The sequence below is a fragment of the Pseudonocardia lutea genome, assembly GCF_042658055.1.
In the GTDB taxonomy this organism is placed as follows: Bacteria; Actinomycetota; Actinomycetes; order Mycobacteriales; family Pseudonocardiaceae; genus Pseudonocardia; species Pseudonocardia lutea.
Window position 1 is genome coordinate 1 of sequence record NZ_JBHSQK010000129.1, and the last position, 23153, is coordinate 23153.

At 76.3% G+C, this 23153-nt stretch carries 23 protein-coding genes and 1 tRNA gene; 14 read left to right on the forward strand and 10 right to left on the reverse strand.

Annotated features, from left to right (window positions below):
- Positions 1-87: 87 nt before the first annotated feature.
- The 3 genes from ACFQH9_RS31720 to ACFQH9_RS31730 all read left to right on the forward strand — a co-directional run bounded on the left by ACFQH9_RS31720 (position 88) and on the right by ACFQH9_RS31730 (position 2412).
- A complete protein-coding gene (locus ACFQH9_RS31720) occupies positions 88-264 on the forward strand; it encodes a hypothetical protein (RefSeq protein WP_379572104.1) in 177 nt (58 codons plus the stop codon).
- 568 nt (positions 265-832) lie between these two features.
- Complete coding sequence (locus ACFQH9_RS31725; RefSeq protein ID WP_379572106.1) at positions 833-1192, forward strand: YciI family protein; 360 nt, start codon at positions 833-835, stop codon at positions 1190-1192.
- Positions 1189-2412 carry an RNA polymerase sigma factor gene (locus ACFQH9_RS31730; protein ID WP_379572107.1) on the forward strand — a complete coding sequence of 408 codons (1224 nt, stop codon included), beginning with the start codon at positions 1189-1191 and terminating at the stop codon, positions 2410-2412. The genes ACFQH9_RS31725 and ACFQH9_RS31730 overlap by 4 nt, the downstream gene beginning before the upstream one ends.
- Positions 2413-2622: 210 nt before the next feature.
- On the opposite strand, the gene ACFQH9_RS31735 is transcribed toward ACFQH9_RS31730, so the two are convergent.
- The 3 genes from ACFQH9_RS31735 to ACFQH9_RS31745 all read right to left on the reverse strand — a co-directional run bounded on the left by ACFQH9_RS31735 (position 2623) and on the right by ACFQH9_RS31745 (position 3598).
- A complete protein-coding gene (locus ACFQH9_RS31735) occupies positions 2623-3000 on the reverse strand; it encodes a hypothetical protein (RefSeq protein ID WP_379572108.1) in 378 nt (125 codons plus the stop codon).
- Between the two features lie 103 nt (positions 3001-3103).
- On the reverse strand, positions 3104-3265 hold the full coding sequence (locus ACFQH9_RS31740) for a hypothetical protein (protein WP_379572109.1): 162 nt from the start codon (positions 3263-3265) through the stop codon (positions 3104-3106).
- Between the two features lie 78 nt (positions 3266-3343).
- The gene (locus ACFQH9_RS31745; RefSeq protein WP_379572110.1) at positions 3344-3598 is read right to left on the reverse strand and encodes a hypothetical protein; all 255 of its coding nucleotides are present in this window, start codon (positions 3596-3598) and stop codon (positions 3344-3346) included.
- Positions 3599-3837: 239 nt separating this feature from the next.
- On the opposite strand from ACFQH9_RS31745, the gene ACFQH9_RS31750 reads away from it, so the two are divergent.
- On the forward strand, positions 3838-9423 hold the full coding sequence (locus ACFQH9_RS31750) for a SpoIIE family protein phosphatase (protein WP_379572112.1): 5586 nt from the start codon (positions 3838-3840) through the stop codon (positions 9421-9423).
- Between the two features lie 115 nt (positions 9424-9538).
- Positions 9539-9814: a DUF4242 domain-containing protein gene (locus ACFQH9_RS31755; RefSeq protein ID WP_379572114.1), complete on the forward strand. Its 276-nt coding sequence runs from the start codon at positions 9539-9541 to the stop codon at positions 9812-9814.
- Between the two features lie 3 nt (positions 9815-9817).
- On the opposite strand, the gene ACFQH9_RS31760 is transcribed toward ACFQH9_RS31755, so the two are convergent.
- Both ACFQH9_RS31760 and ACFQH9_RS31765 read right to left on the reverse strand, forming a co-directional pair.
- Positions 9818-12394, reverse strand: a complete 2577-nt coding sequence (locus ACFQH9_RS31760; RefSeq protein WP_379572116.1) for an ATP-binding protein — start codon at positions 12392-12394, stop codon at positions 9818-9820.
- A gap of 68 nt (positions 12395-12462) precedes the next feature.
- A complete protein-coding gene (locus ACFQH9_RS31765; protein WP_379572118.1) occupies positions 12463-13203 on the reverse strand; it encodes a DUF899 domain-containing protein in 741 nt (246 codons plus the stop codon).
- 114 nt (positions 13204-13317) lie between these two features.
- Between ACFQH9_RS31765 and ACFQH9_RS31770 the strand changes: the two genes are divergently transcribed.
- Together ACFQH9_RS31770 and map are read left to right on the forward strand one after the other, a co-directional pair.
- The gene (locus ACFQH9_RS31770) at positions 13318-13779 is read left to right on the forward strand and encodes a winged helix-turn-helix transcriptional regulator (protein ID WP_379572120.1); all 462 of its coding nucleotides are present in this window, start codon (positions 13318-13320) and stop codon (positions 13777-13779) included.
- Between the two features lie 132 nt (positions 13780-13911).
- Positions 13912-14718, forward strand: coding sequence for a type I methionyl aminopeptidase (gene map / locus ACFQH9_RS31775; RefSeq protein WP_379572122.1), 807 nt, complete (start codon positions 13912-13914; stop codon positions 14716-14718).
- Positions 14719-14811: 93 nt separating this feature from the next.
- On the opposite strand, the gene ACFQH9_RS31780 is transcribed toward map, so the two are convergent.
- The gene (locus ACFQH9_RS31780; protein WP_379572124.1) at positions 14812-15303 is read right to left on the reverse strand and encodes a YajQ family cyclic di-GMP-binding protein; all 492 of its coding nucleotides are present in this window, start codon (positions 15301-15303) and stop codon (positions 14812-14814) included.
- A gap of 91 nt (positions 15304-15394) precedes the next feature.
- Here ACFQH9_RS31780 and ACFQH9_RS31785 point away from each other — a divergent pair.
- The 3 genes from ACFQH9_RS31785 (at position 15395) to ACFQH9_RS31795 (ending at position 16847) form a co-directional block, all read left to right on the forward strand.
- A tRNA-Tyr gene (locus ACFQH9_RS31785) sits at positions 15395-15476 on the forward strand.
- Between the two features lie 216 nt (positions 15477-15692).
- Positions 15693-16406, forward strand: a complete 714-nt coding sequence (locus ACFQH9_RS31790; protein ID WP_379572126.1) for a carbon-nitrogen hydrolase family protein — start codon at positions 15693-15695, stop codon at positions 16404-16406.
- A 42-nt stretch (positions 16407-16448) separates the two neighbouring features.
- Positions 16449-16847 (forward strand): TOBE domain-containing protein, encoded by a 399-nt coding sequence (locus ACFQH9_RS31795; protein WP_037046016.1) that lies wholly within the window; start codon positions 16449-16451, stop codon positions 16845-16847.
- On the opposite strand, the gene ACFQH9_RS31800 is transcribed toward ACFQH9_RS31795, so the two are convergent.
- Positions 16807-17607 (reverse strand): putative protein N(5)-glutamine methyltransferase, encoded by an 801-nt coding sequence (locus tag ACFQH9_RS31800; protein ID WP_379572128.1) that lies wholly within the window; start codon positions 17605-17607, stop codon positions 16807-16809. The two genes, ACFQH9_RS31795 and ACFQH9_RS31800, sit on opposite strands and share 41 nt — an antisense overlap.
- Positions 17608-17626: 19 nt before the next feature.
- On the opposite strand from ACFQH9_RS31800, the gene ACFQH9_RS31805 reads away from it, so the two are divergent.
- On the forward strand, positions 17627-18070 hold the full coding sequence (locus ACFQH9_RS31805) for a protein-tyrosine phosphatase family protein (RefSeq protein WP_379572130.1): 444 nt from the start codon (positions 17627-17629) through the stop codon (positions 18068-18070).
- 101 nt (positions 18071-18171) lie between these two features.
- Here ACFQH9_RS31805 and ACFQH9_RS31810 read toward each other — a convergent pair whose 3' ends face one another.
- From ACFQH9_RS31810 to ACFQH9_RS31820, 3 genes are read right to left on the reverse strand one after another with little or no spacing between them, the layout of a single operon-like run.
- Positions 18172-18396: a hypothetical protein gene (locus tag ACFQH9_RS31810; RefSeq protein ID WP_379572132.1), complete on the reverse strand. Its 225-nt coding sequence runs from the start codon at positions 18394-18396 to the stop codon at positions 18172-18174.
- Positions 18397-18442: 46 nt separating this feature from the next.
- Positions 18443-18754, reverse strand: a complete 312-nt coding sequence (locus tag ACFQH9_RS31815; RefSeq protein WP_379572134.1) for a cupin domain-containing protein — start codon at positions 18752-18754, stop codon at positions 18443-18445.
- A gap of 21 nt (positions 18755-18775) precedes the next feature.
- Entirely contained in the window at positions 18776-19864 is a 1089-nt protein-coding gene (locus tag ACFQH9_RS31820) for a patatin-like phospholipase family protein (protein WP_379572136.1), read from the reverse strand.
- On the opposite strand from ACFQH9_RS31820, the gene ACFQH9_RS31825 reads away from it, so the two are divergent.
- The 3 genes from ACFQH9_RS31825 (at position 19863) to ACFQH9_RS31835 (ending at position 23139) form a co-directional block, all read left to right on the forward strand.
- Positions 19863-20666: an enoyl-CoA hydratase/isomerase family protein gene (locus ACFQH9_RS31825; protein ID WP_379572138.1), complete on the forward strand. Its 804-nt coding sequence runs from the start codon at positions 19863-19865 to the stop codon at positions 20664-20666. The genes ACFQH9_RS31820 and ACFQH9_RS31825 overlap by 2 nt on opposite strands.
- A gap of 135 nt (positions 20667-20801) precedes the next feature.
- Positions 20802-21725, forward strand: a complete 924-nt coding sequence (locus tag ACFQH9_RS31830) for an alpha/beta hydrolase (RefSeq protein WP_379572140.1) — start codon at positions 20802-20804, stop codon at positions 21723-21725.
- Between the two features lie 133 nt (positions 21726-21858).
- Positions 21859-23139 carry a PucR family transcriptional regulator gene (locus tag ACFQH9_RS31835; RefSeq protein WP_379572142.1) on the forward strand — a complete coding sequence of 427 codons (1281 nt, stop codon included), beginning with the start codon at positions 21859-21861 and terminating at the stop codon, positions 23137-23139.
- The last annotated feature ends 14 nt before the right edge of the window (positions 23140-23153 follow it).

Sequence of the window (23153 nt, forward strand, 5' to 3'; positions counted from 1 at the left end):
CCGGGCCGATCAAGTCCCGGAGCTCCTTACATGAGCGCGCGGGTCCGCGGGTGATCGTCGGTCGGACCGGTGGGGCACACTCGTCGTGTGGCAGACGACGACACCTCCACCGCCCTCCCGCAGACCTGCGTCCGCTGCGGGCAGGTCGCCCTGCTGCGGATCGTCGGGCGCTGCGGGAGCTGCATCGGCACGCTCGGGCTCGAGGGCGGCGAGGAGTACGCGGCGTGGCGGGCCGAGGTGAAGGCGGAGTTCGGGGCGAAGTAGGCAGGCCAGGCCCGGCGGCGGCACGACCGACCGAGCCGGAGGTCGACGCGCTCACGCTCACCGGGCACATCGCGTGAGCCGACGGCGGGCATTCGGCGGGTCGGCGCCTTCACGAACCGGACCGGACCTGGCCCCAAGATCGTCGTCAGGGTGACGCGACGGTCGTCGGCAGGGCCGTAGCGGCACGCTCGCCGCGATCATGCGGGCGGGCACGCCTCCCGTGATCGGTGTCGTGGTGCATGCAGGGTCGGCGGTTTAGCCACCACCGCACTGCGAGGGCGATCACCGGACGAGCCGGCGGCGGCGCCGGGGTCGAACCCCCGCGCACATCTCCGGGAACTGCCGACTCGCGGTGCTGGAACTGCCGACTCGCGGGAGCAGACGGCGCGACTCCGTCCTCGCGGTACTCCTGGGGTGCTTCCGGGAACGGCGCCGGTCCCGACGGTCTGGCACGCGCCCGCCGGGGACGGAAACATCTTCGGCGCGACTGTCCCGGCCGGCCGTCTCCCGTTCGTCCCTCGGGTGACGCCGGAGCACGCCGGCGCCCGAGGAGATCCAGGAGGATCCGATGCCCCAGTACGCAGCCCTCATCTACGCCGCCGACGTCGACTGGAGCCGCCCGGAGTTCGCGGACGTCACCAAGGAGTACGGCGCGTTCGGCGAGGCCGCGGCCGCCGTCATCCGCGGCGGTGCCGCGCTCTACCCGACCGGCACCGCCACCACCGTGCGGGTGCAGGGCGGCAAGGGCGGCGACGTCGTCACGACGGACGGGCCCTACGCCGAGACCAAGGAGGCCCTGACCGGCTTCTACCTGCTCGAGTGCGCGGACCTCGACGAGGCCGTGAAGTGGGCCGCGCAGCTCCCGGGCGCCTGGGACGGCGCGATCGAGGTCCGGCCGGTGATCGACTTCGGCGCGCAGGGCGGGTGACGGAGGACCCGGCCCGCACGGCCCTCGTCCGCCTCGTGCGCGACGAGGGCCGGCGGGTCCTGGCCACGCTCGTCCGGCAGCTCGGCGACCTCCCGCTCGCCGAGGACGCGGTGCAGGACGCGACCCTGCGCGCCCTGGAGACCTGGCCGCGCGACGGCGTGCCCGAGCAGCCCCGCGCCTGGCTCACGGTCACCGCGCGCCGCCGGGCGATCGACCTGCTGCGCCGGGAGGCCGCGCGGCCGGGGAAGGAGGGGCTCGCCGTGGTGCCCGAGGACCCGCCCCCGCCCGAGACGGTGCGCGACGACCTGCTCCGGCTGATCTTCGTCTGCTGCCATCCGGCGCTCGCGCACGAGACGCAGGTGGCGCTGGCCCTGCGCACGCTGTGCGGGCTCTCGGTGGCCGAGGTCGGGCAGGCGCTGCTCGTGCCCGAGGAGACGATGGCGAAGCGCCTGACCCGCGCGCGGCAGAAGATCGCGCGGGCCGCGATCCCGTACCGCGTACCGGCGGACCACGAGCTGCCCGACCGCCTGCGCGGCGTGCTCGCCACCGTGTACCTGCTGTTCACCGAGGGGTACGACCCGGTCGGCGAGGTCCGCCCGACGCTGGTCGACGAGGCGGTCCGGCTCACCCGGCTGCTGCGCGAGCTGATGCCGGGCGAGCCGTCCGTGCTCGGGCTGCTGGCGCTCGAGCTGCTCACCGACTCCCGGCGCGAGGCCCGGCGCGACGCCGCCGGGCTGCCCGTCCTGCTCGCCGACCAGGACCGCTCGCGGTGGCGCGGCGAGCTCATCGAGGAGGGCGTGCGGCTGGTCGGGGAGGGGCTGCGCCGCAGCCCCGGGCGGCCGGACCCGTACGTGGTGCAGGCGGCGATCGCGGCCTGCCACGCCCTGGCCCCGACCTGGGCGGACACGGACTGGGGTGCGGTCGTGTCCTGGTACGACGTGCTGCTGGAGGTGCAGGACACGCCGGTCGTCCGGCTGAACCGGGCGGCCGCGCTGGCCGAGCGGGACGGGCCCGCCGCGGGCCTGGCCGCGGTCGACGCCGTGACCGGGCTCGAGCGCTACCCGCTGCGGCACGCCGCGCGCGCCGAGCTCCTGGACCGGCTCGGCGACCACGCCGCGGCCCGCGCCGCCTACGACGCCGCCCTCGCCCTCCCGCAGGACCCGGCGCAGGCCGCGCAGCTCCGGCGCCGGCGCGACCGGTGCGACCGGACCGGCGCCTGAACGCACGCCCCCGCCTCCCGCGAGCGGAACGCGCCGTCCCGAGCCCGGCCAGACCCGCCCCGAGGCCTCCCGCGAGCTGTTCGCCGAGACGGTCGCCGCGGGCGCGCCGGCCCACCAGCTCGGGCGGGAGGTCGGCCTGCACCGCGGCCCGGCGGGCTTCACCGTCCGGATCGCCACCGGGCCCCCCTGGACGGCGCGGCCCCCGACCGGTCAGGGCTCCACGAGGTTCGAGATCTGGGCGATCACGTCGGGCTCGGCCTGGTTCTGCTGCAGCACCTGCTGGATCTTCTGCGTGCCCTCGGCCCCGGCCGGGTACGGCTTGTTCTGGGCCAGGACCTGCGCCCACTTCTCCGGGTCGTCGACGCCGTTGGTGCGGAAGGACGCGGCGAGGTCCTTCTCCGACGACGCCATGATCGAGCTCTTGACGGGCTGCCCCGGCGCGGACGTCACGGTGTTGTTCACCCCGGGCTGGTCGGAGCCGGACCGCGACCCACCCGTGCAACCGGCCAGGGCGAGCGCCGCGACGGCGGCGAGCACGCCCGCCGCGATGCGTCGCGTCGGCGTCGTGGTCCTGCTGCTGGTGGTCATTCGGGCACTCCTCCGGCGTCGGTGACGGCGGGGAGGTACCCGGGACCGCGCCGGGAACACCTCGCGATGATCGTGTCCGCGGCGCGGTCCCCCGATCCGGGGATCAGGTGTCGCCGTGCTCCTCGCCGGGCTCCATCGGCATGCTCGGGGCGCCCGGGCGCGGGACCTCGGCCGGGTCCGAGTCGAGGGCCTCCGGGTCCTCCTGCTCGGGGAAGGGACGCACCGGCTCGTCCTCGGCGGTGCGCTCGTCGCGCGGCTCGGTCACGGTTGCCTCCTCGCTCGGCCCAGGCGGTCCGGTTCGGACCGTCCGGGGGGTTCCTCACCCGGGCGATCGCAAACGCGGTCACCGACCGCCCGGTCGCCCGCCCTGCCGTCCGTGCGGCCGGCGCCGCGCCTCGCCCCACCAGATCGCGCCCGCGGTGCCGACGACGACGGCCGCCACCAGGAGCCCGATGTTCAGCGCGAGCAGCCCGGCCACCGCGAGGGCCACGGCCACCACCAGGATCACGCCCGCGCCGACCAGCTCGGCCCGCGGGTCGACGCCCCGGTTCGCCCCCGTGACGGCCGCGAGGGCCCGCCATTCGTCCCCGTTCGGCACGGCCGCTCCTCTCCCGCGCTGTGACCTGCCCGCCGTGACCTGCCCGCCGTGACCTGCCCGCCCCGACCTGCTCGTAGCCCGGGGCGAGGGCCACCCGGCGACGCGAGATACCCGCTCTCCGCACGTCCACACGTGCGGACGCGAACTCGACACACGGCCGGCCGGAGCCGCGCGCCGCGTCCGCCGGTCCGGTTACGCTGCGGTTCCCGGACAGGTCCTCTCGTCGGAACGGAGCCTCCATGACCCGGCCCGGCGAGACGGTGGGCGCGCCGATCGCGGAGGAGAGCGTCTTCGCCCGCGGCGGCGAGCTGGGCCGGATCATGGCCGGCTGGGACTGGGCCGCGACCTCCGTCGGCCCGCCGGAGACCTGGCCGTCCGCGCTGCGCAACGTGGTCCGGATCCTGCTGGGCTCCCGCTTCTCCATGTGGATGGGCTGGGGTCCGGAGCTCGCCTTCTTCTACAACGACGCCTACCAGCGGGACACGCTGCGGGCCAAGCACCCGTGGGCGATCGGGCGGCCGGCCCGCGAGGTGTGGGCGGAGATCTGGGAGGACATCGGCCCGCGCATCGCGTCCGTGCTGGAGACCGGCGAGGCGACCTGGGACGAGGACCTCCTGCTGATCCTCGAGCGGTCCGGCTACCCCGAGGAGACCTACCACACGTTCTCCTACAGCCCGCTCGCCGACGACACCGGCGCCATCCCGGGCTTCCTGTGCGTCGTCACCGAGAACACCGACCGCGTCCTCGCCGAGCGCCGGATGTCGATCCTGCGCGCACTGTCCAGCGCGGTCACCACGGCCCGCACCGAGCGCGCGGTGCTCGACGCGGCCGGTGAGCTGCTCGGCGCCAGCACCCGCGACCTGCCGTTCTCCCTGGTCTACCTGTTCGACGACGAGGGCGAGGCCCGGCTGGCCCGCGCCGCGGGCATCGAGGCGGGCGCCCCCGCCGCGCCGGAGCGGCTCGGGCCGGACGGGCCGTGGCCGGTCGGGGAGGTCCGGGCGGGCCGCACCGTGCTCGTCGGTGACCTCGGCACGCGGTTCCCCGCCCTGCCCTCGGGGGCGTGGGGCCGCCCGCCGGCCGAGGCCGCGGTGGTGCCGCTCGGCACCGACGACGCGGTGGCCGGGTTCGTGGTCGTGGGGCTCAACCCCTACCGCCGCTACGACGAGGGGTACCGCGGCTTCGTCGAGCTGCTGGTCGCGCAGATCGCCTCCGGGCTGCTCAACGCGCGCGCCTACGAGACCGAGCGGCACCGGGCCGAGGCGCTCGCCGAGCTCGACCGCGCCAAGACGGACTTCTTCTCCAACGTCAGCCACGAGTTCCGCACCCCGCTCACCCTGATCATGGGGCCGGTCGAGGAGCTGCGGTCGGCCGACGGGATCGCCCCCGACCGGCTGCGCACCGAGCTCGACGTGATCCACCGCAACGGGTTGCGGCTGGCCAAGCTGGTCAACAGCCTGCTCGACTACTCCCGGCTGCAGGCGGGCCGGATCGAGGCCCGCTTCGAGCCGCTGGACCTCGCGGTCTTCACCGCCGAGCTGGCCGGGGCGTTCCGCTCCGCGATCGAGCACGCCGGGCTCGAGCTCGTGATCGACTGCCCGCCGCTGTCCCGGCCGGTGCACGTCGACCGGGACAGCTGGGAGAAGGTCGTCCTCAACCTGCTGTCCAACGCCCTCAAGTTCACCTTCGAGGGTGCGATCACGGTCCGGCTCCGGGAGGTCGACGGGGCCGCCGTGCTCACCGTCTCGGACACCGGCGTCGGCATCCCGGCCGAGGAGATGCCGCGGCTGTTCGAGCGCTTCCACCGGATCTCCGGCACCCGGTCGCGTTCGGCCGAGGGCAGCGGCATCGGGCTGGCGATGGTGCGTGAGCTGGCCGCCCTGCACGGCGGCACGGTCGGCGCGGAGAGCGCCCTCGACGTCGGCACCACGTTCACCGTCACCGTCCCCCTGGGCGCGGCGCACCTGCCCGCCGACCGCGTCGCGGCGGCACCCGAGGAGGCGCCGCCCGCCTCGTCGTCCCCCGCGGTGGAGCCGTTCGTCGCCGAGGCCCTCCGCTGGTTGCCGAGCGGACCGGAGGGGACGGACGGGCCGGCCCCGGCCCCGTCGGCCGCCGACGCCCGGGTGCTGGTCGCCGACGACAACGCCGACATGCGCGACTACCTGCACCGCCTGCTCGCGCCCCGGTACGAGGTGCAGCTGGTGGGCGACGGCCGCGCCGCGCTCGAGGCGGCGCTCGCGGACCCGCCGGACCTGGTCGTCTCCGACGTGATGATGCCCGAGCTCGACGGGATGGCGCTGCTGGGCGCGCTGCGGGCCGACCCGCGGACCGCCCGCGTCCCGGTGCTGCTGCTCTCGGCGCGGGCGGGGCAGGAGGCGGCCGTCGAGGGCCTCGCCGTCGGCGCGGACGACTACCTGACCAAGCCCTTCGCCGCCCGCGAGCTGCTGGCCCGGGTCGACGGGCACCTGCGGCTGGGCCGGGCCCGGGCGGACGCCGAGCGGCGCTTCCGCGCCCTCGCCGACGCCACACCGGCGCTGATCTGGGCCGACGGCCCCGACGGCGGCCGCGTCTTCGTCAACAAGGCGTGGCGGGAGTACACCGGCGGCGGGGTGGCGGACCTGGGCGCCGGCTGGCGGTCCCGGGTCCACCCGGACGACCTGGCCGGGTACGACGAGCGCCGCGCCGCGGCCGCGGGCGGGGTGTTCGAGGCGGAGTACCGGCTCCGGCGGGCGGACGGCCGGTACCGCTGGGTGCTCGACCGCGGTGCCCCGCTGGGTCCGGCCGCCGAGGAGCGCGGGTACGTCGGCGGCTGCCTGGACATCGACGACCGGTACCGCGAGCAGGAGCGGCAGCGGGTGCTCGGCGTGCTGGGCGGCGCGATGGACCGGGAGAGCGGCGTCGCCGGCCGGCGGGAGGTGCTGGTCCGCGCGCTCGTCGACGAGGGGGTCGCCGACCTCGCCCGGCTCATCGTCGTCGACGACGGGGGCGAGCCCCGGGTGGCCGCGCTGGCGGCCCGCGACCCCGCCCGCGAGGCCGACCTCGCCCGGCTCGGCGCCGCCACCCGCTGGGCGGCGGAGGTGCTCGCCGACGGCCGCCCGGCCACCGCGGAGGTCGACGAGAGCTACATCCGCGCCTCCTCCGGCGATCCCGAGCAGCAGCAGGTGCGCCGCCGGCTCGACCTGCGCAGCGTCTCGCTGGTGCCCCTGGTCGCGCGCGGGCGGGTCGGCGGGCTGCTCGCCACGGCCCGCACGGGCGCGTCGGCACCGCAGGACGCGCTGGACCTGGCCCTGCTGCAGGAGATCGGCCGGCGCGCGGCCACCGCGATCGACAACGCGCAGCTCTTCGAGAGCGAGCGGGACACCAGCCACCGGCTCACGCTGCTGCAGGAGGCGACCGCCGCCCTGTCGGCGGCGGCGACCCCGGTCCGGGTGGCGGAGACCGCGGTCGCGCAGTTCGCCCAACTGCTCAAGACCCAGTCCGTGGCGCTGTGGGAGGTGCGCGGCCCGGGCACGCTCGAGGCGCTGCACTCCGTCGGCTGGCCGCCCGCGGTGCAGCGGGACTGGGCGACCGTGCCGGACGACGCCCGCGCCCCCGTCGTCGACGCGCTGCACCGTCGGGCACCGGTGTGGGTGGAGCGGCCCGAGGACTGGGAGCGCGACTACCCGCACCTGCACCGGCTGGTCCGCGAGGAGTACGGCTACTCCGGGGTCGCGGCCGTCCCGCTGCTGGTGGCGGGGCGGTGCATCGGCGTGGTGGCGCTCGGGTTCGTCGAGCCGCGGCGGCTGGCCGCGACCGAGCGGGCGGCCGCGGTGTCACTGGCCGAGCAGAGCGCGCAGGCGCTGCAGCGCGCCGAGCTGCTGGCCGCCGAGAGCGACGCCCGGCTGGCCGCCGAGAAGTTCAGCCGGGTCGTCTCGGCGCTGTCCGGTGCGGCGCGGCCGGCCGAGGTCGCCGAGGTGATCCTCGGGCACGCCGAGGAGATCGGGGCGTCCTCCGCGGTCGTCGCGGTGCGCCGGGGTGAGCAGCTGGAGGTGCTCGCCGCCTTCCCGCCGACGCGGACGCGCTGGCTGGCCGCGGACGTGCCGCGCCCGCTGGCGTACGCCGCCCGCACCGGCGAGCCGGTGTGGGTGGGCACCCGCTCCACCCTCGCCTGGTCCGACCGCCAGCTCGAGGAGGGCGGCGAGCTGCCCGACCAGGTCGCCGTGCCGCTCTCGCTCGGCGGCACCCCGCTCGGCGTGCTCGGGCTGCGGTTCCCCGACGCCGGGCCGGAGCTGTCCGACGAGGCCCGGGCCGGGCTGCTCACCGTCGCCGAGCAGTGCGCGCAGGCGCTCGACCGGGCCCGGCTGCACGAGGCGGAGCACGAGATCGCCGCGGTCCTGCAGCGCAGCCTGCTGCCCGCGGAGCCGCCCCGGTTCAGCCGGATCCGCACCGCGACCCGGTACCGGCCCGGCGCGGCGGGGGTTCAGGCCGGCGGCGACTGGTACGACGTGTTCGCCGTCGACGACGACGGGATCGCGCTGTCCGTCGGCGACGTCGTCGGGCAGGGGCCGGCCGCGGCGGGGGTGATGGGGCAGCTGCGGGTGGCGCTCTCCGGTGCCCTCCGGCAGGGCAACCCGCCGGCCGCCGCCCTGGAGATCCTCGACGCGCACGTGTCGTGGATCCCGGGTGCGCGCGCGTCGACGGCGGCCTGCCTGCTGCTCGACCGGGCCTCCGGGACGCTGCGCTGGGCCAGAGCCGGTCACCTGCCGCCGCTGCTGGTCGACCGGGAGGGCGCGCGCTACCTCGACGACACCCGCGGCCCGGTGCTCGGGCTGCCCGACCGCGAGCCGTTCACCGAGGGCTCGACCACCATCCGGCCGGGCACCACCCTGCTGCTGTACACCGACGGGCTGGTCGAGCGGCGCGGCGAGATCGTCGACGAGGGCCTGGCCCGGCTGGCGGACGCGGCCGCCCGGCGCGCGGGGGAGGGCCCGGACGCGCTGGTCGACCACCTGCTCGAGGAGGTCGTGGAGCAGCACGGGCACGCGGACGACATCGCGCTGGTCGCGGTGCGGCTGCTGCCGGCCCCGCTGCACGCCCGCTACCCCGCCGCCCCGGAGGTCCTGCGCCGGATGCGCGCCGACGTCCGGGCCTGGGCGGAGGAGGCGGCGCTGCCGAAGGTGCTGCTCGAGGACCTGCAGCTCGCGCTCGGCGAGGCCGCCGCCAACTCGGTCGACCACGCCTACCGGCGGAGCACGCCCGAGGACTTCGACATCTCCCTCGAGCTCGAGTCCGACGGCGGGATCCGGGTCGCGGTCCGCGACCGCGGCCACTGGCGCCCGGAGCCGGCGGACAAGGGGTTCCGCGGCCGCGGCATCGACCTCATCCGGGCCCTCGCGGGCGAGGTCGAGATCGGCCGGCACGAGGAAGGCACCGTCGTCACGTTCCGGCTGGACCCGGACGTGCGGGACTCCGAGCCGCTGCCGGTCGCCCCGGCCGCCGCGGCCCCGGCCGCCCGGGTGCCGGCGGCCCTCACGGTCCATCGGCAGGGCTCCGGCCTGCGGCTCGCCCTGCACGGCGACCTCGACCTCAGTGGCATCGAGGTGGTCCGTGGGCCGCTCGCGGCGGCGCTCGCCCCGGCCGCCCCCGCCGGGTCCGTGGTCCTCGACCTCACCGAGGTCGGCTACCTGCCCAGCGCCGGCATCGGCATGCTCCTCGACCTCACCGAGGAGGCCCGCACCCGCGGTGTGGGGCTCCGGATCGAGAGCCCCGGGACCGGTCCCGTCGCGCGGGTCCTCGCCCTGACCGGCCTCGACGACGGCGTGCCGGCGGAGGTGCCCGGGCCGGGATAGGGAGGCGCGGGCGCGGGAATGGGTGGTTCTCCCGACGCGCACCCCGGCCGGCCGGACCTACCGTTCTCCCAGGTCAGCGGGAGGTTCCCGCACCGGTCGAGACGAGGAGAACACGATGCCCACCTTCCTGATCGAGCGCACCGTCCCCGGCGCCGCGGGTCTCACGCCCGAGCAGCTCCGCGAGATCGCCTGCACGTCCAACGGCGTGGTCGAGGGCCTCGGCGTGGCCTACACCTGGCACCGCAGCTACGTCGCGGGCGACAAGATCTACTGCCTGCACGAGACCGACGACGCGGAGACCGTGCGGGAGCACGCCCGCCGCGGCGGCTTCCCCGCCGACCTCGTCGTCGAGGTGGCCTCGGAGTTCGGGCCCCGCACCGCCGAGGCCTGACGGTCAGGCGCGCACGCCCATCCGGTGCGCGGCCGCCGCGGCCTCGCCGCGCGAGCGCACCCCCAGTTTCGCCAGGACCGCCGACACGTGATGGTCGGCGGTCTTCGGCGAGATCACCAGGCGGGCGGCGATGTCGGCGTTGCTCAACCCTTCGGCGAGCAGCCCCAGGACGTCGAGCTGCCGGGTCGTGAGGCCCTGCGGGTTGGCGCGGGTGGCGGGGGCCGGGCCCCGGGGGATCCCGTGCACGCCCAGCTCGCGCAGCCGGGCGCGGAAGCGGGCCGCGACGGCCGCCGCGCCCAGCTCGTCGAGCACGGGGAGGGCGGCGAGGAGGTCCCCGGCCGTGCCGGTGTCCCAGCGGGCGAGGGCGTGCTCGTAGGGCCGCGCGCGCTCACGCCCGGGCCACGCGCCGTCGGCCGGACCGTCCGTCGCGCCCGGCTCGTCCGGCCCGTCGGGCAACGGGGGCAGTGGCGGGAGGCCCGCCGCGACCAACCGTGCCGACCATCGCCGCACCGGCGCGAGCGCCTCACGCCTGCCGCTGAAGGGCGGGGCGAGCAGCCGGGCGACGACCGGCTCGGCGAGCCTCGTGTCGGGCCGGCGCAGCAGCCAGGACTGCTCGGCCAGCGCCGCCACCGCCGCGGCGAGGACGCCGGGCGCGTCGAGCCCGGTGGCGATCCGCCAGCCGACGTCGAGGTCCGGGTTCTCCCGGGGTGCGCTGCGGCGCGCGGCCAGCACACCCAGCACCAGGCGCGGCCACAGCCGGCCGAGCGGCATCTCACCCCGGTCGAGGACCGCGCGCGCGTCCTCCTCGGCCTCGGCCCACCGGCCCTGCAGCAGCCGCAGCCGGGCCCGGACGCCGCGCTGCCACATCGTGCAGATCTGCACGTCGAGCCGCTCGCTCAGCGCGAGGGCCTCGGCCAGTACCGCGTCCGCCTCGGCGAACCGGCCCTGCTCGACGTCGAGGTGCGCCAGGTTGCTCACCGGCGCGGTCGCGAGCTCGTCGAGCCGCGCCCGGATCCCGGTGGCGCTCGCGTCGAGGAGATCGGCACGGGCGGCGACGTCCCCGCCGAGCAGGCGGGCGATGGACAGCCCGATGGCGGCGGTGCCGTGCAGGGCGGGATCGGCGAGCTCGGCGGCGATCCGCTGCGCGTCCTCCCCGGACCGGGCGGCCCCGGGCCCGTCGCCGCGGTGGGCGGCCAGGTAGGCGTGGTTGGCCAGGGCGAACCCCCACTCGCGGAGGTCGTCGGCGCCGGCGAGGATCTCGCGCGCCGCACGGTCGTGCTCGGCCGCGGCGGCGCCGTCGCCGTGGTACCAGGCGTAGTCGGAGATGATCCGGTGCAGGGCGCCGACGGCGACCGCGTCGCCCAGCTCACGCCGCAGCGCGACCGCCCGGGTGAGCACGTCGATCGACTCCGCGAGCCGGTCGGTGAGGTACAGCTCGGTCCCGAGGGCCTCCAGGAGCCCGGCCCGGGTCGCCCGGTCGTCCTCGACGGTGGCGCCGAGGGCGAGCCGGTACAGCTCGACGGCCTCGCGGTGGGCGCCCGAGCGGGCCGCCTCGGCCGCGGCGACCGGCGCGTGCCGCAGGACCCGGGGAACGTCACCCGCCGCCGCGGCGTGGTGGGCGAGGACGCTGGCCTCGCCGCCGGTCGCCTCCAGCGCGGCGATCATGGCGGCGTGCCGGTCGCGGGCGGGCCCCGGCGCGGCGTCGAGCACCGCCGAGCGGGCGATCTCGTGCCGGAAGGCCAGCCCGTCGCCGTGGCGGTCGACGAGCCCGGTGCCGACGAGCGCCTCGGCGGTGCCCGGCGGCACCCCCAGCGCGGCCAGCAGCGCGCCGCCGACCGGCTCCGGCGTGCACGAGAGCAGCTCCAGGTGGCGGCGGTGGTCCGGGTCGAGCACCGCCGCCCGGGCGAGCACGGCCTCGCGCACGCTCGCCGGCAGCCGGGACTCCGGCTGGGCCACGATCTGGCTGACGAAGAACGGGTTGCCCGCCGTGCGCCGGTGCACCTCCGCCGCGTCGAGACCGCTGCCGGCGCACAGCGTCTCCACCGCGCCGCGGCTGAGCGGCGCGAGCTGCACGCGACGGGTGTCCGGCAGCGAGACCAGGTCGCCCACCACCGGGACGAGCGGGTGGTCGGCGGCCGGCCCGTCACGGTAGGAGAGCACCAGGAGCAGCGGCAGCGAGGAGATGCGCCGGCCGAGGTAGCGGACGAGGTCCGCGGTGGCCTCGTCCGCCCAGTGGAGGTCCTCGATCACCAGCACCCGCGGACGGGCCCGCAGCGCCTCGAGCACCGCTGCGAACAGCTCGTGCGGCGGTGCCCCGTCGGCGAGCAGCGCGCGCACCGCCGGCCCGAGCGCGTTCGCGACGTCCCGGAGCGGGCCGAGCGGCCGCGGGGTGGACAGCGCGTCGCACATCCCCCACAGCACCTGCTCGCGGGGCAGCTCCTCGGCGAGGGCGCGCAGCAGGACCGTCTTGCCGATCCCGGCCTCGCCGGCGAGCAGCACCAGCCGGCCGCCCTCCTCCGCCGCCCGCGCCGCCCGGTCGCGCACCACCGCCAACGGATGGTCGCGCTCCAGCAGCCGCACCGGGCGATCGTAGGAGCGCCCGAACGGCAGGCGGTACCGGCCGAACGGCCCTGGCCCGGGACCCCGGGTCAGGTCGTGAAGCCCGGGTCGGCGGCGTGCGCGACCGGCGCCCGCCCCTTCGGCTCCTCCCAGTCCTCCTGCCGGCCCAGCGCCGTCAGGTCGAGGAGGTGGTAGCCGTGCATCATCTCCTCCACCCCGCGGCCGTAGGCCGACCACGTGTGGAAGACCTCGTCGCCGTCGCGCAGGAACGTGCTGATCCCCGGCTGCTCGCCGACGTAGTCGGTCAGCCACGCCTGGCCGGCGGCGGTCAGCTCCTCGGCGTCCCGGAAGTTGTAGCTCGGCGGGACCACGGCCGGGTCGAGCGTGACGTGGAAGTCGTAGTTGAACGTGCTGCCGTACGACGAGTACCAGGCGAAGGTCCAGCCCCGCGCCTCCCGGACCTCCTGCAGCCTCGGGTAGGGCGCCCGGGACACCGCGGCGAAGGCCGTGTCCCGCCGGCCGAGGTGCTCGCGCACGCCCTCGCCCGTCTCGGCCGCCATCGCGCTGCAGCTGCGGCAGGGCTCGTCCCAGGCGGGGTCGTACATGAAGTGCTGCAGGACCAGCTGCCGGCGGCCCGCGAACAGGTCGCGCAACCCGACCTCGCCGTCCGGCCCGGTGAACCGGTAGTCCTCCTCGACCCGCACCATCGGCAGCCGCCGCCGGTCGGCGGCCAGTACGTCCCGGGCCCGCGTCAGTTCCTTCTCGCGCAACAACAGCGCCCGGCGCGCGGCCAGCCACTCGTCCCGCGAGACCACCTGCGGAAGTGCCATCGTCCCCATCTCCTCCGTGTCGCTCCCCGTGCGTGTCATCGACTTGCGTGACGCAAGTCACCGTAGTGGGCGGGGCTTGCATCACGCAAGCGGAATCCGGCTATCCTCGGACCCGTGCTGGGACGGCTGTACGAGCGCGAGAACTGTTCGGCGGCGCGTGCCCTCGAGCTGGTGGGGGAGCGCTGGAGCCTGCTGATCGTCCGCAACGCCGTCTTCGCCGGCACGACGCGCTTCTCGGACTTCGAGCGCCGGCTCGGCATCGCACCGAACGTCCTGGCCAAGCGGCTCGAGGGCTTCGTGGCCGCCGGGCTGATGGAGCCGCGCGAGGGTGAGTACGCGCTCACCGAGAAGGGCCGCGAGCTCGGTGCGGTGATCGTGGCGCTCACCGAGTGGGGTGACCGGTGGGCCGCGCCGGAGGGCCCGCCGATCGTCTTCCGGCACGCCGGCTGCGAGGGCGTGGTCCACCTCGAGACCACGTGCGAGGGGTGCGGCGGGTCGCCCGGGATCGCCGAGGTCGTCGCCACCCCCGGCCCCGGGGCCGACCCGGGCCGGCTCCCGGGGCGGGCCGCGGAATGACGGCCGGACGGCGCTGAGCGCGGTCGGCGACCGCGCGGACGGCCGGTCGCCGCCGTCGCCCCGACCGGTATTTCTATACCGACGTCTGCTACGATCCGGTATAACTATACCGGTGCGCGACGTGAGGTGCTCGTGATCGAACTCAAGACGCCTGCGGAGATCGACCGCATGCACGTGGCCGGGCGGTTCGTCGCCGAGGTGCTCTCCGAGGTCGGCCGGCTCGCCGACGTGGGCGTCAACCTCCTGGACCTGGAGCACCACGCGCGCGGCATGATCGCCCGGCGCGGGGCCGAGTCGTGCTACTGGGACTACGCGCCCTCCTTCGGCCGCGGACCGTTCCGCAACGTCCTCTGCCTGGCGGTCAACGACGCCGTCCTGCACGGCCTGCCCCACGACTACACGCTGCGCGACGGGGACGTGCTCACCGCGGACATCGCGATCAGCATCGACGGCTGGGCGGCCGACTCGGCGCGCACGGTCGTCGTCGGGACCCCCGCCGAGGAGGACCTGCGGCTCGTCCGCGCGACCGAGGAGGCGTTGGAGGCGGCGATCGCGGTGGCGCGTCCGGGCAACCGGCTGGGCGACCTCTCGGCGGCGATCGGCGCCGTGGCCCGGGACCACGGCTATCCGGTCAACACCGAGTTCGGCGGGCACGGCATCGGCCGGACCATGCACGAGGATCCGCACGTCCCCAACGCGGGCCGGGCGGGCCGCGGCCTGAGGCTCCGCCCGGGCCTGACCCTCGCGCTCGAGCCCTGGTTCGCCCGCACGACCGACCGGATCGTCCACGACCCGGACGGGTGGACCATCCGGTCGGCCGACGGCTCACGCACGGCCCACTCGGAGCACACGGTCGCCGTCACCGAGGACGACCCCGTGGTGCTCACCCGGCGTGAGTCGGAGCACCCTGCCTCCGGCACCGCGTCGCCGCGGTCCTGATCCTCGGGGTCGCGAACGCGAGCGGGTGCGGCCTCCTGACCTGTCCTCGCCGGTCGGCGCCGGTCCGCGCCGGTCCGCGCCGGTCCGCGCGGCTCAGCGGTAGTTGGTGAACTGCAGGGCGATGCCGAAGTCCTTGCTCTTGAGCAGGGCGATGACGGCCTGGAGGTCGTCCTTCTTCTTGCCCGAGACCCGCAGCTGGTCGCCCTGGATCTGGGCCTGCACGCCCTTGAGCTTCTCGTCCCGGATGGTCTTGCTGATCTCCTTGGCCTTGTCCGAGGCGATGCCCTGCAATATCTTGCCGGTGACCTTGTAGGTCCTGCCGGACTGCGCGGGCTCGCCCACCTCGAACGCCTTCAGCGAGATGTTCCGCTTGATCAGCTTCTCCTTGAAGACGTCCACCGCGGCCTTCAACCGCTCCTCGGTCTCCGACTCGAGGCTGATCGCCTCCTCGCCGGCCCAGCTGATCGAGGTCCCGGTGCCCCGGAAGTCGAAGCGCTGGGAGAGCTCCTTCGCGGCCTGGTTGAGGGCGTTGTCGACCTCCTGCCGATCGACCTTGCTCACCACGTCGAACGACGGGTCGGCCATGGGCTCCTCCTCGCTGACGGCCCCCCTCGTGGAGGCCGGATCTCGCTGTCGTATCCTTCTCCCTGCACGTCGGCGAGGCCGACGGCACCCCGGCAGGTTGCCCGAGTGGCCAAAGGGAGCGGACTGTAAATCCGTCGGCTTAGCCTACGAAGGTTCGAATCCTTCACCTGCCACACCCTCGGGGTACGGCCCCTGACCAGCGGACACGCGGGTCAGGGGCCGTTCTCAACGCCGAAGGCGGGCGGCGTACCGCACCGTCCCCGCCGGCAGCGGGTCGCCGGTGAGGGACAGCGCCATCAGGGCCTCGTCCGGCACCTCCGCGTGGTCCAGCGCACCCGCACGATCCTGCCAGTGATCGGCTCCGGCGCCCGACCGGATAGCGTGCGGCCGTGCCTCCGAGGCTGCCCCTGACCGTCGTCGCCGCCCAACCGCCCTGCACCGCCCGGGACGTCGCGGCCAACGCCCGCGCCCACGCCGACGCGGTCCGCCGGGCCGGGGCACGTGTCGTGGTGTTCCCGGAGCTGTCGCTGACCGGCTACGAGCTCGACGCACCCGCCCTCGACCCCGCGGACCCCCGGCTCGCGCCGCTGGTCGAAGCCTGTGCGGATGCCGGTGCGCTCGCCCTCGCCGGCGCCCCGCTGCCCCTCGCGGGCGGGGGCCGCTCCCTCGGCGTGCTGGCCGTCGACGGCACGGGCGCCCGGATCGCCTACCGCAAGATGTGCCTGGGCGGCGCGGAGCCCGGGCACTTCACGCCCGGCACCGAGCCCGCCGTCGTGGCGGTCGACGGCTGGCGGCTCGGGCTGGCGATCTGCCGCGACACCGGCGTGCCCGGGCACGCGGCCCGCACCGCGGCGCTCGGCATCGACGCGTACGTCGCCGGCGCCCTCGACACCCCCGAGGACGCCGCCGTGCAGGAGGACCGGGCCCGGCGGATCGGCCGCGACCACGGCGTCCCGGTCGTGGTCGCGAGCTTCGCGGGCCCGACCGGCGGCGGCTACGACCGCACCGCGGGCCGCTCGGGGATCTGGGCGGCCGACGGCACGCTCCTCGCGCGGTGCGGCACCGGACCCGGCGAGACCGCCCGCGCGGTACTGGTGCCCTGACCACGCCGGACGCGCCGGGCCGCTCGGCCGTAACATCCGGCCGTGGCGGAGTACAGGATCTCGGAGGTCGCCGGCCTGCTCGGGGTCAGCGACGACACGGTGCGCCGGTGGATCGACGCCGGCACCCTCCCGGTGCACCTCGACGCCTCGCGGCGCAAGGTCGTCGACGGGGCCTCGCTGGCGGCGTTCACCCGGGAGCACGCGACCGCGGCGCCGGACCCGTCGGACGTGCACACCTCCGCGCGCAACCGCATGGTCGGCCTGGTGACCGAGGTGGTCACGGACAAGGTCATGGCGCAGGTCGAGATGCAGTGCGGGCCGCACCGGGTGGTGTCGCTGATGAGCCGGGAGGCGGTCGAGGAGCTCGGTCTGCAGCCCGGTTCGCTCGCCGTCGCGGTGATCAAGTCGACGAACGTCGTCGTCGAGACGCCCCGGCGGTGACCCCGACGACCACGGTGGCGTCGAGCTCGGCGGAGTGCGTCAGCGCGGTGCCCATGCCCTGCACGACCATCGCCGCCGCGGTGCCGGGCGCCTGACGCCGGGAGGTCTCGATCAGCAGGTGCCCGCCGGGCCGCAGCCAGCGCGGCGCGAGCGCGGCGATCCGGCGGTGCAGGTCGAGGCCGTCGGCGCCGCCGTCGAGCGCGACGCGCGGCTCGTGGTCGCGTGCCTCGGGCGGCATGAACGCCACCTCCGTCGTGGGCACGTAGGGCGCGTTGGCGAGCAGCACGTCGACCCGCCCGCGCAGGTCGGCGGGCAGGGCGGCGTCGAGGTCGCCCTCGTGCACGTGCCCGCCGCGCGGCTCCAGGTTCCGCCGGGCGCAGCGCACCGCCGCGGGGTCGACGTCGGCCGCATGCACCTCCGCGCCGGGCAGCTCGACGGCGAGGGCGGTCGCCACGGCACCCGAGCCGCAGCACAGGTCCACGATCACGCCGTCGGGCGGGGCGAGCGCCAGCCCCTGCGCGACGAGCAGCTCGGTGCGCCGCCGCGGCACGAAGACCCCCTCGTCGACGGCGATCCGCAGCCCGCGGAACTCCGCCCACCCCACGACGTGCTCGAGCGGGACGCCGGCGACGCGCCGGGCGAGCATCGCCTCCAGCTCCTCCGCGGAGGTCGCCGAGCCCGCCAGGACCTCGGCCTCCTCCTCGGCGAACACGCATCCCGCCGCCCGCAACGCCCCGACCAGGGCCTCGCTCGATCCCACGAGGGGGCATTATCACGGAATGATCCAGCTGGACGGCGCGGTCCTGCTCCCCGACGGCACCCCGGTCCGCGGACGGGGCCGCCGCGACCCCCTGCCGGCGGGGCCGCTGCCCGAGTTCTCCCTCTGCCTCGGCCGCCCCGGGCACGACGACGAGCCGGACTGGCCCGCGGCCTGGATCGTGTGGCCGGACTTCCGCGTACCCCGCGACCGGGACGGCGCCACGGCCGCGATCGTGGACGCCTACGAGCGCGCCCGGTCGGGCGTGCGGGTCGAGGTCAGCTGCACGGGCGGGACCGGCCGGACGGGCACGGTGATCGCGTGCATGGCGGTGCTCGCCGGGCATCCCGGGGCCGAGGCCGTGGCCTGGGCCCGGGCGCACTACCGGCCGCGGGCCGTCGAGACACCCTGGCAGCGGCGGTGGGTCCGGGCGTTCGCCGAGCGGGTGGCGCGCCGGCCGGGCTGAGCGGCGGACCGGGCGGGTGTGCCGCCCGCCCGGCGCGGTCTGCCGCGGCCGGGCCTGCTTCCCCGCGGCCCGCTCGGGCGCCGGGCGGGCGCGCGACCCGGTCAGACCCGGCGCCGTCCGTAGTCCGACGCCAGCCGGGTGCGCGCGGTGAACAGGTGCCGCGCGACCTCGGCGGTGATCCGGTCCGCGTCGGCGCAGCATCTCCCGGCCCGTTCGGGGTCGGGCAGCCCCCGGTAGGCCGCGGCGAGCTCCTCCAGGGCGCCGAGCAGGTCGGCGATCGCGGCGGACCGCGACTCGGCCTGAGCGGCGGTCAGGTCGATGGTCATGCCGTCGATGCTCCCGCCCGCAGGTGTCCGGCGTGGTCCCGCGACGTCACGAACCCGTGACTCCCGCGCCGCCGTCCGCACCGCCGCCGGCCCGGGAGATCGCGACGATCACGGCGGGAACCGCCCCCGGGTTGTGCACCGTGCGCAGGTTCAGCCCGGTGAACCAGAGCACCGACCCCGCCGCGAAGCGCCGGCGCCCGCCGGCGTGGCAGCGCAGCTCGATCTCCCCGGCCTCGAGGACGACGAGCACCCCGCGCCACTCCTCCTCGACGTGCGGGCGCGAGTCCCCCGGCGCGATCTCGATACGCCGCCGGCCGAAGCGGCGCCCGGGGAGGGCCGGACCGGCTGTGCCGTCCATGCTGCGCCTCCCACCCACGGCTCACGCAGGCCGGTCGCTCCCGGCCCGTCGAGGGGTGGACCGGGTTGCTCCGAGGAACTCATCGGTGCCCGCGCGCTCGCCGTCGCCCGGCTGGTGGGAGAGGACGAGCCCGGGGTCGACCGTCCGCAGCACGGCCGCGGCGGCGTCGTGGCCGAGCCGCGAGGCGAGCTCGACGCGCGGGACGTCGATCGTCAGCCCGCGGATGCCGGCGGAGCGCTCGGGGGAGAGCGCGAAGAGGTGGCTGCCGGACCGGCCGGGGTGGGCGGCGTCGGCGAGCAGGTCGAGGCTGTCGGCGTGCCGCCGGACGTCCTGGGTCATCGCGCCCAGCCCGGGCGCGATCCGGTCGATCGAGCGTGCCCACCACGGGGTGCGGCCGGTCGGGTCGGAGCGCCGGAGCTCGGGGACGGTCCGGGTGAGCAGGACCAGGACGTGCGTGGCGCCGTCGCGCAGGGCCCGTGCCACCGGCAGGGGGTCGCCGATCGAGCCGTCGATCCAGCGCCGCCCGTGCAGCTCGACCGGCGGCCCGGTGAGGAGGGGGATGGCCGCGGTCGCGCGCATGGCCAGCCGCCAGTCCTGCGCGGTCGGGAGCCCGCCGAGGGCGTGCGGGGTCAGGTCGTCGGCGTCCGTGACCAGCACCTTCAGCGGGGCGGGGCTGTCCCGCAGGGCCTCCCAGTCCGTGGGCTTGCTGTGCACCAGGATCTCGTCGATCAGGTGGTCGAGCGAGACCATCGGCCGCCGGGTGCGCAGCCGCCGGGCGTCGACGAACGCCCGGGTGGCCATGTCGTCGGGGAAGATCCGGGAGGCTTCGTAGCCGTGCCCGAGCAGCAGCGCGGTCGCGACGAACGCGCCGGCCGAGCTTCCGTAGGCGACGTCGAAGGCCGGGGCCAGGCCCGCCTGCTCCAGCGCCCAGACCATCCCGCCCGCGTACGCCCCGCGCATCCCGCCGCCGCCGACGACCAGGGCGATGCGGTGGCCGTCCGTCCGCGCGCCCGGCCGGCTGCCCGAGTCGCGGCGGCGGAACAGGGCGTGCAGGACCTCGAGGTCGCCCTGCAGGCCGCCGCCCGGCAGGTCGTCGCGGAGGTCCCCCATGGACCTCATCATCACCCGGCCCGTGCGCGCCGGTCAGGATGTCCGGGTGAACGTCACCGACGACGGCCCGGTGCGCCGGGTCACCCTCGACCGGCCCGAGGCGCGCAACGCCCTGACCGCCGGCGACCTCCGGGACCTGCACGCCGCCTTCGACCTCGGCGCGGACACCCGTGCCGTGGTCGTCGACGCCGCCGGTCCCGTGTTCTCGGCCGGCATGCACGTCGACGAGTTCCTGGCGCTCGGGTCGGTGGCCGAGGCGGAGGCCTTCCTCGCGCGGCTGCGGGACCTGCTGCGGTCCGTGCGGACGGCGCCGGTGCCGGTACTGGTGGCCGTCGACGGCCCGTGCATCGGCGCGGCCTTCGAGCTGGCGCTCGCCGCCGACCTGCGCGTGGTGACCACCCGGGCCTCCTTCGGGCTGCCCGAGGTCAGGCTCGGCATCCCCTCGGTGGTGGACGCGGCGCTGCTGCAGCAGCACGTCGGGCTGGCGCTGGCCAAGGAGATCGTGCTGACCGGCGATCTCTACCCGGTCGACCGGCTCGGCCCCCTGTGCAACGCCGTCGTCGAGCCGGGCGAGCTCGGCGACGCCGTGGCCGCGCTGCTCGGCAAGGTCACGGGCCACACCCGCACGGTGCTCGCGGCCCAGAAGCGGCTGTTCGAGACGTGGCAGAACACCGGCCTCGCCGAGGGCGCCGACCGGAGCGTCGCCGAGTTCGCGGGGGTCTTCGCCGCGGAGGAGACCCGCGAGGTGCTGGCGGCCTACCGGGCCCGCCTCGGCCGCCGCGGAGACCGCCGCCCCGACTGAAGCAGGCGTATCGACGTGCCGGGGAGACGAAGACGGCGGTGGGTTTCGTACCCCGGGCACGAAGGTCGACCGCATGACCGATGTCACGGTGCAGGGGACATCCCCGCCCGTCCGCGTCGGACCCAGGAGGCAGCGTTGCCCGTCCACCCCGAAGCCCAGACCCTGCTCGACGCCCTCGCCGAGCAAGGCATGCCGCCGTTCCCGCAGATGACGGTGCCGATGGCCCGTGCCGCGGCCAAGGGCTTCCTCGACCTGCAGGGCGAGCCGGAGCCGATCGCGGTCGACGAGCGGCGCATCGACGGGCCCGGCGGCCGGATCCCGGTGCGGATCTACACCCCCGACGGGGACGGCCCGAAGCCGCTGGTCGTGTACTTCCACGGCGGCGGCTGGGTGATCGGCGACCTCGAGATCGTGGACCGCCCGCTGCGCAGCATCGCCAACCGCAGCGGTGCGGTGATCGTGTCCGTCGACTACCGGCTGGCGCCCGAGCACGTCGCCCCCGCCGCGTTCGACGACTGCTACGCGGCCACCGAGTGGGCCGCGCGGAACGCCGCCGACCTGGGCGCCGACCCGGACCGGCTGATCGTGGCCGGCGACTCGGCGGGCGGGCACCTGGCCGCCGCCGTGGCCCAGGCGGCGAAGGACCGCGGCGGGCCCGCGATCGCGGCGCAGCTGCTGCTCTACCCGGTGACGGACTTCGACTTCTCGACGCCCTCCTACGAGGAGAACGCCGACGGCTACCTGCTGACCCGCGGCGCGATGGAGTGGTTCTGGGCGCACTACCTCGGCGCCCAGGCGGACGACGGCGAGTACCTCTGCCCCGGCCGCCGCGAGGACGTCTCGGGCCTGCCGCCGGCCTACGTCGCGACCTCCGAGTACGACCCGCTGCGCGACGAGGGCGAGAACTACGCCCGCAAGCTCGAGGCGGCCGGCGTGCCCGTGACGCTCAAGCGCTTCGACGGCATGCTGCACGACTTCCTCTGGACCCTCGGCGCCACCCCGTCCGGCGCGGTGATCATCGACGAGATCGCCGACGCCGTGAAGAAGGCGGGCTCCTGACCCCGACCACCTCCGAGAGCGGGGCCGCGGAACCCCCGGCCGGGCGCGTCGCCGGCAACGGCGCCGGCGCCGCCCGGCCGGGCTCGTCCCCGCGGGCACTTGCCGAACGTTCGGCAGAACGTACTGTGGGGGCGTGCCGCCACCGTCGACGGACGTCTCCCCCGCCGGGCTCGCCCAGGTGGGCGGCTGCGTGCGGGCGATCGCCGTGGCCCTGGGCCGCCGCGTCGTCGAGATCGCGCTCGACCTGCGCCAGCTGATGGCCACCGAGATCGCCGAGCTCGACGGCGACCCGCGGATCGTCGAGCTGCTCGGCGCCTCGATCGAGGGCAACGTCGAGACGATCCTGCACATGCTCGCGCACGAGATCCCGGCCGAGCGGGTGGAACCGCCGTCGGCCGCGTTCGAGTACGCGCGCCGGCTCGCCCAGCGCGGGGTCCCGGTCAACGCGCTGCTGCGCGCCTACCGGGTGGGTCACGACCGGCTGCTGCGCTGGATGTTCGCCGAGCTCGACCGGCGCCGGGAGGACCCGGTGGTGGCACTCGGCGTCGCGCGGCGGATGGTCGGCGACACCTTCGGCTACGTGGACTGGATCTGCCAGCAGGTCGCCGAGGTCTACGAGGAGGAGCGCGAGCGCTGGCTCGCCAACCGGGACACGCTGCGGGCGGGCCGGGTCCGGGCCCTGCTCGACGGCGACGGCCCCGCCGATCTCGACGCGCTGGAGACCACCCTGGGCTACGGGCTGCGCGGGCGGCACCTCGCGCTCGTCGCCTGGTCCGGCGAGGGGGAGGGCGCGGCCGTCGCCCGGCTCGTCGGGACGCTGGCCGAGCGGACCGGCTGCCGCGGCCGCCCGCTCAGCGTGGCCTACGACCACGCCACGACCTGGGCCTGGCTCCCGCTGGGCCGGGACTCGTCGGTGGCCGAGGTGTCCCGGGCCGCGGAGGCCCTCACCGAGGACGGCGGGCCGGCCGTGCGGATCGCCGTCGGCGAGCCCGGCAGCGGCGTGGCCGGGTTCCGGGAGAGCCACCGGCAGGCCGTCCGCGCGCAGACCGTGGCCCTCGCCGCCGGCGCGGACGCCCGGACGCTGACGACCTTCGCCGACGTCGGCGCGGTCGCGCTGCTCTGCGCCGATCTCGACGCCGCGCGCACCTGGGTGGCCGACACCCTGGGCGGCCTCGCCGCGGACGACCCGCAGCGCGCCCGGCTGCGCGAGACGCTGCGCGTGTTCCTCGCCGCGGGCGGCAGCTACACCACTGCGGCGGAGCAGCTGACCATGCACAAGAACTCGGTGCGCTACCGGGTGGGCCGCGCCGAGCAGGAGCGCGGCCGGCCACTCACCGAGGGCCGGATCGATCTCGAGCTGGCCCTGATGGCCTGCCGCTGGCTCGGCCGCGCGGTGCTCACACCCGCCCGGTGATCGTGGGTAGTGTC

What these genes read in the sequence shown, in the direction of transcription:
- ACFQH9_RS31765 (WP_379572118.1), bottom strand. Translation starts at nt 13,203, where the DNA reads ATGGCACTTCCGCAGGTGGTCTCGCGGGACGAGTGGCTGGCCGCGCGC.
- ACFQH9_RS31750 (WP_379572112.1), top strand. Translation starts at nt 3,838, where the DNA reads ATGACCCGGCCCGGCGAGACGGTGGGCGCGCCGATCGCGGAGGAGAGC.
- ACFQH9_RS31725 (WP_379572106.1), top strand. Translation starts at nt 833, where the DNA reads ATGCCCCAGTACGCAGCCCTCATCTACGCCGCCGACGTCGACTGGAGC.
- ACFQH9_RS31805 (WP_379572130.1), top strand. Translation starts at nt 17,627, where the DNA reads ATGATCCAGCTGGACGGCGCGGTCCTGCTCCCCGACGGCACCCCGGTC.
- ACFQH9_RS31815 (WP_379572134.1), bottom strand. Translation starts at nt 18,754, where the DNA reads ATGGACGGCACAGCCGGTCCGGCCCTCCCCGGGCGCCGCTTCGGCCGG.
- ACFQH9_RS31810 (WP_379572132.1), bottom strand. Translation starts at nt 18,396, where the DNA reads ATGACCATCGACCTGACCGCCGCTCAGGCCGAGTCGCGGTCCGCCGCG.
- ACFQH9_RS31755 (WP_379572114.1), top strand. Translation starts at nt 9,539, where the DNA reads ATGCCCACCTTCCTGATCGAGCGCACCGTCCCCGGCGCCGCGGGTCTC.
- ACFQH9_RS31735 (WP_379572108.1), bottom strand. Translation starts at nt 3,000, where the DNA reads ATGACCACCAGCAGCAGGACCACGACGCCGACGCGACGCATCGCGGCG.
- ACFQH9_RS31820 (WP_379572136.1), bottom strand. Translation starts at nt 19,864, where the DNA reads ATGGGGGACCTCCGCGACGACCTGCCGGGCGGCGGCCTGCAGGGCGAC.
- ACFQH9_RS31780 (WP_379572124.1), bottom strand. Translation starts at nt 15,303, where the DNA reads ATGGCCGACCCGTCGTTCGACGTGGTGAGCAAGGTCGATCGGCAGGAG.
- ACFQH9_RS31825 (WP_379572138.1), top strand. Translation starts at nt 19,863, where the DNA reads ATGGACCTCATCATCACCCGGCCCGTGCGCGCCGGTCAGGATGTCCGG.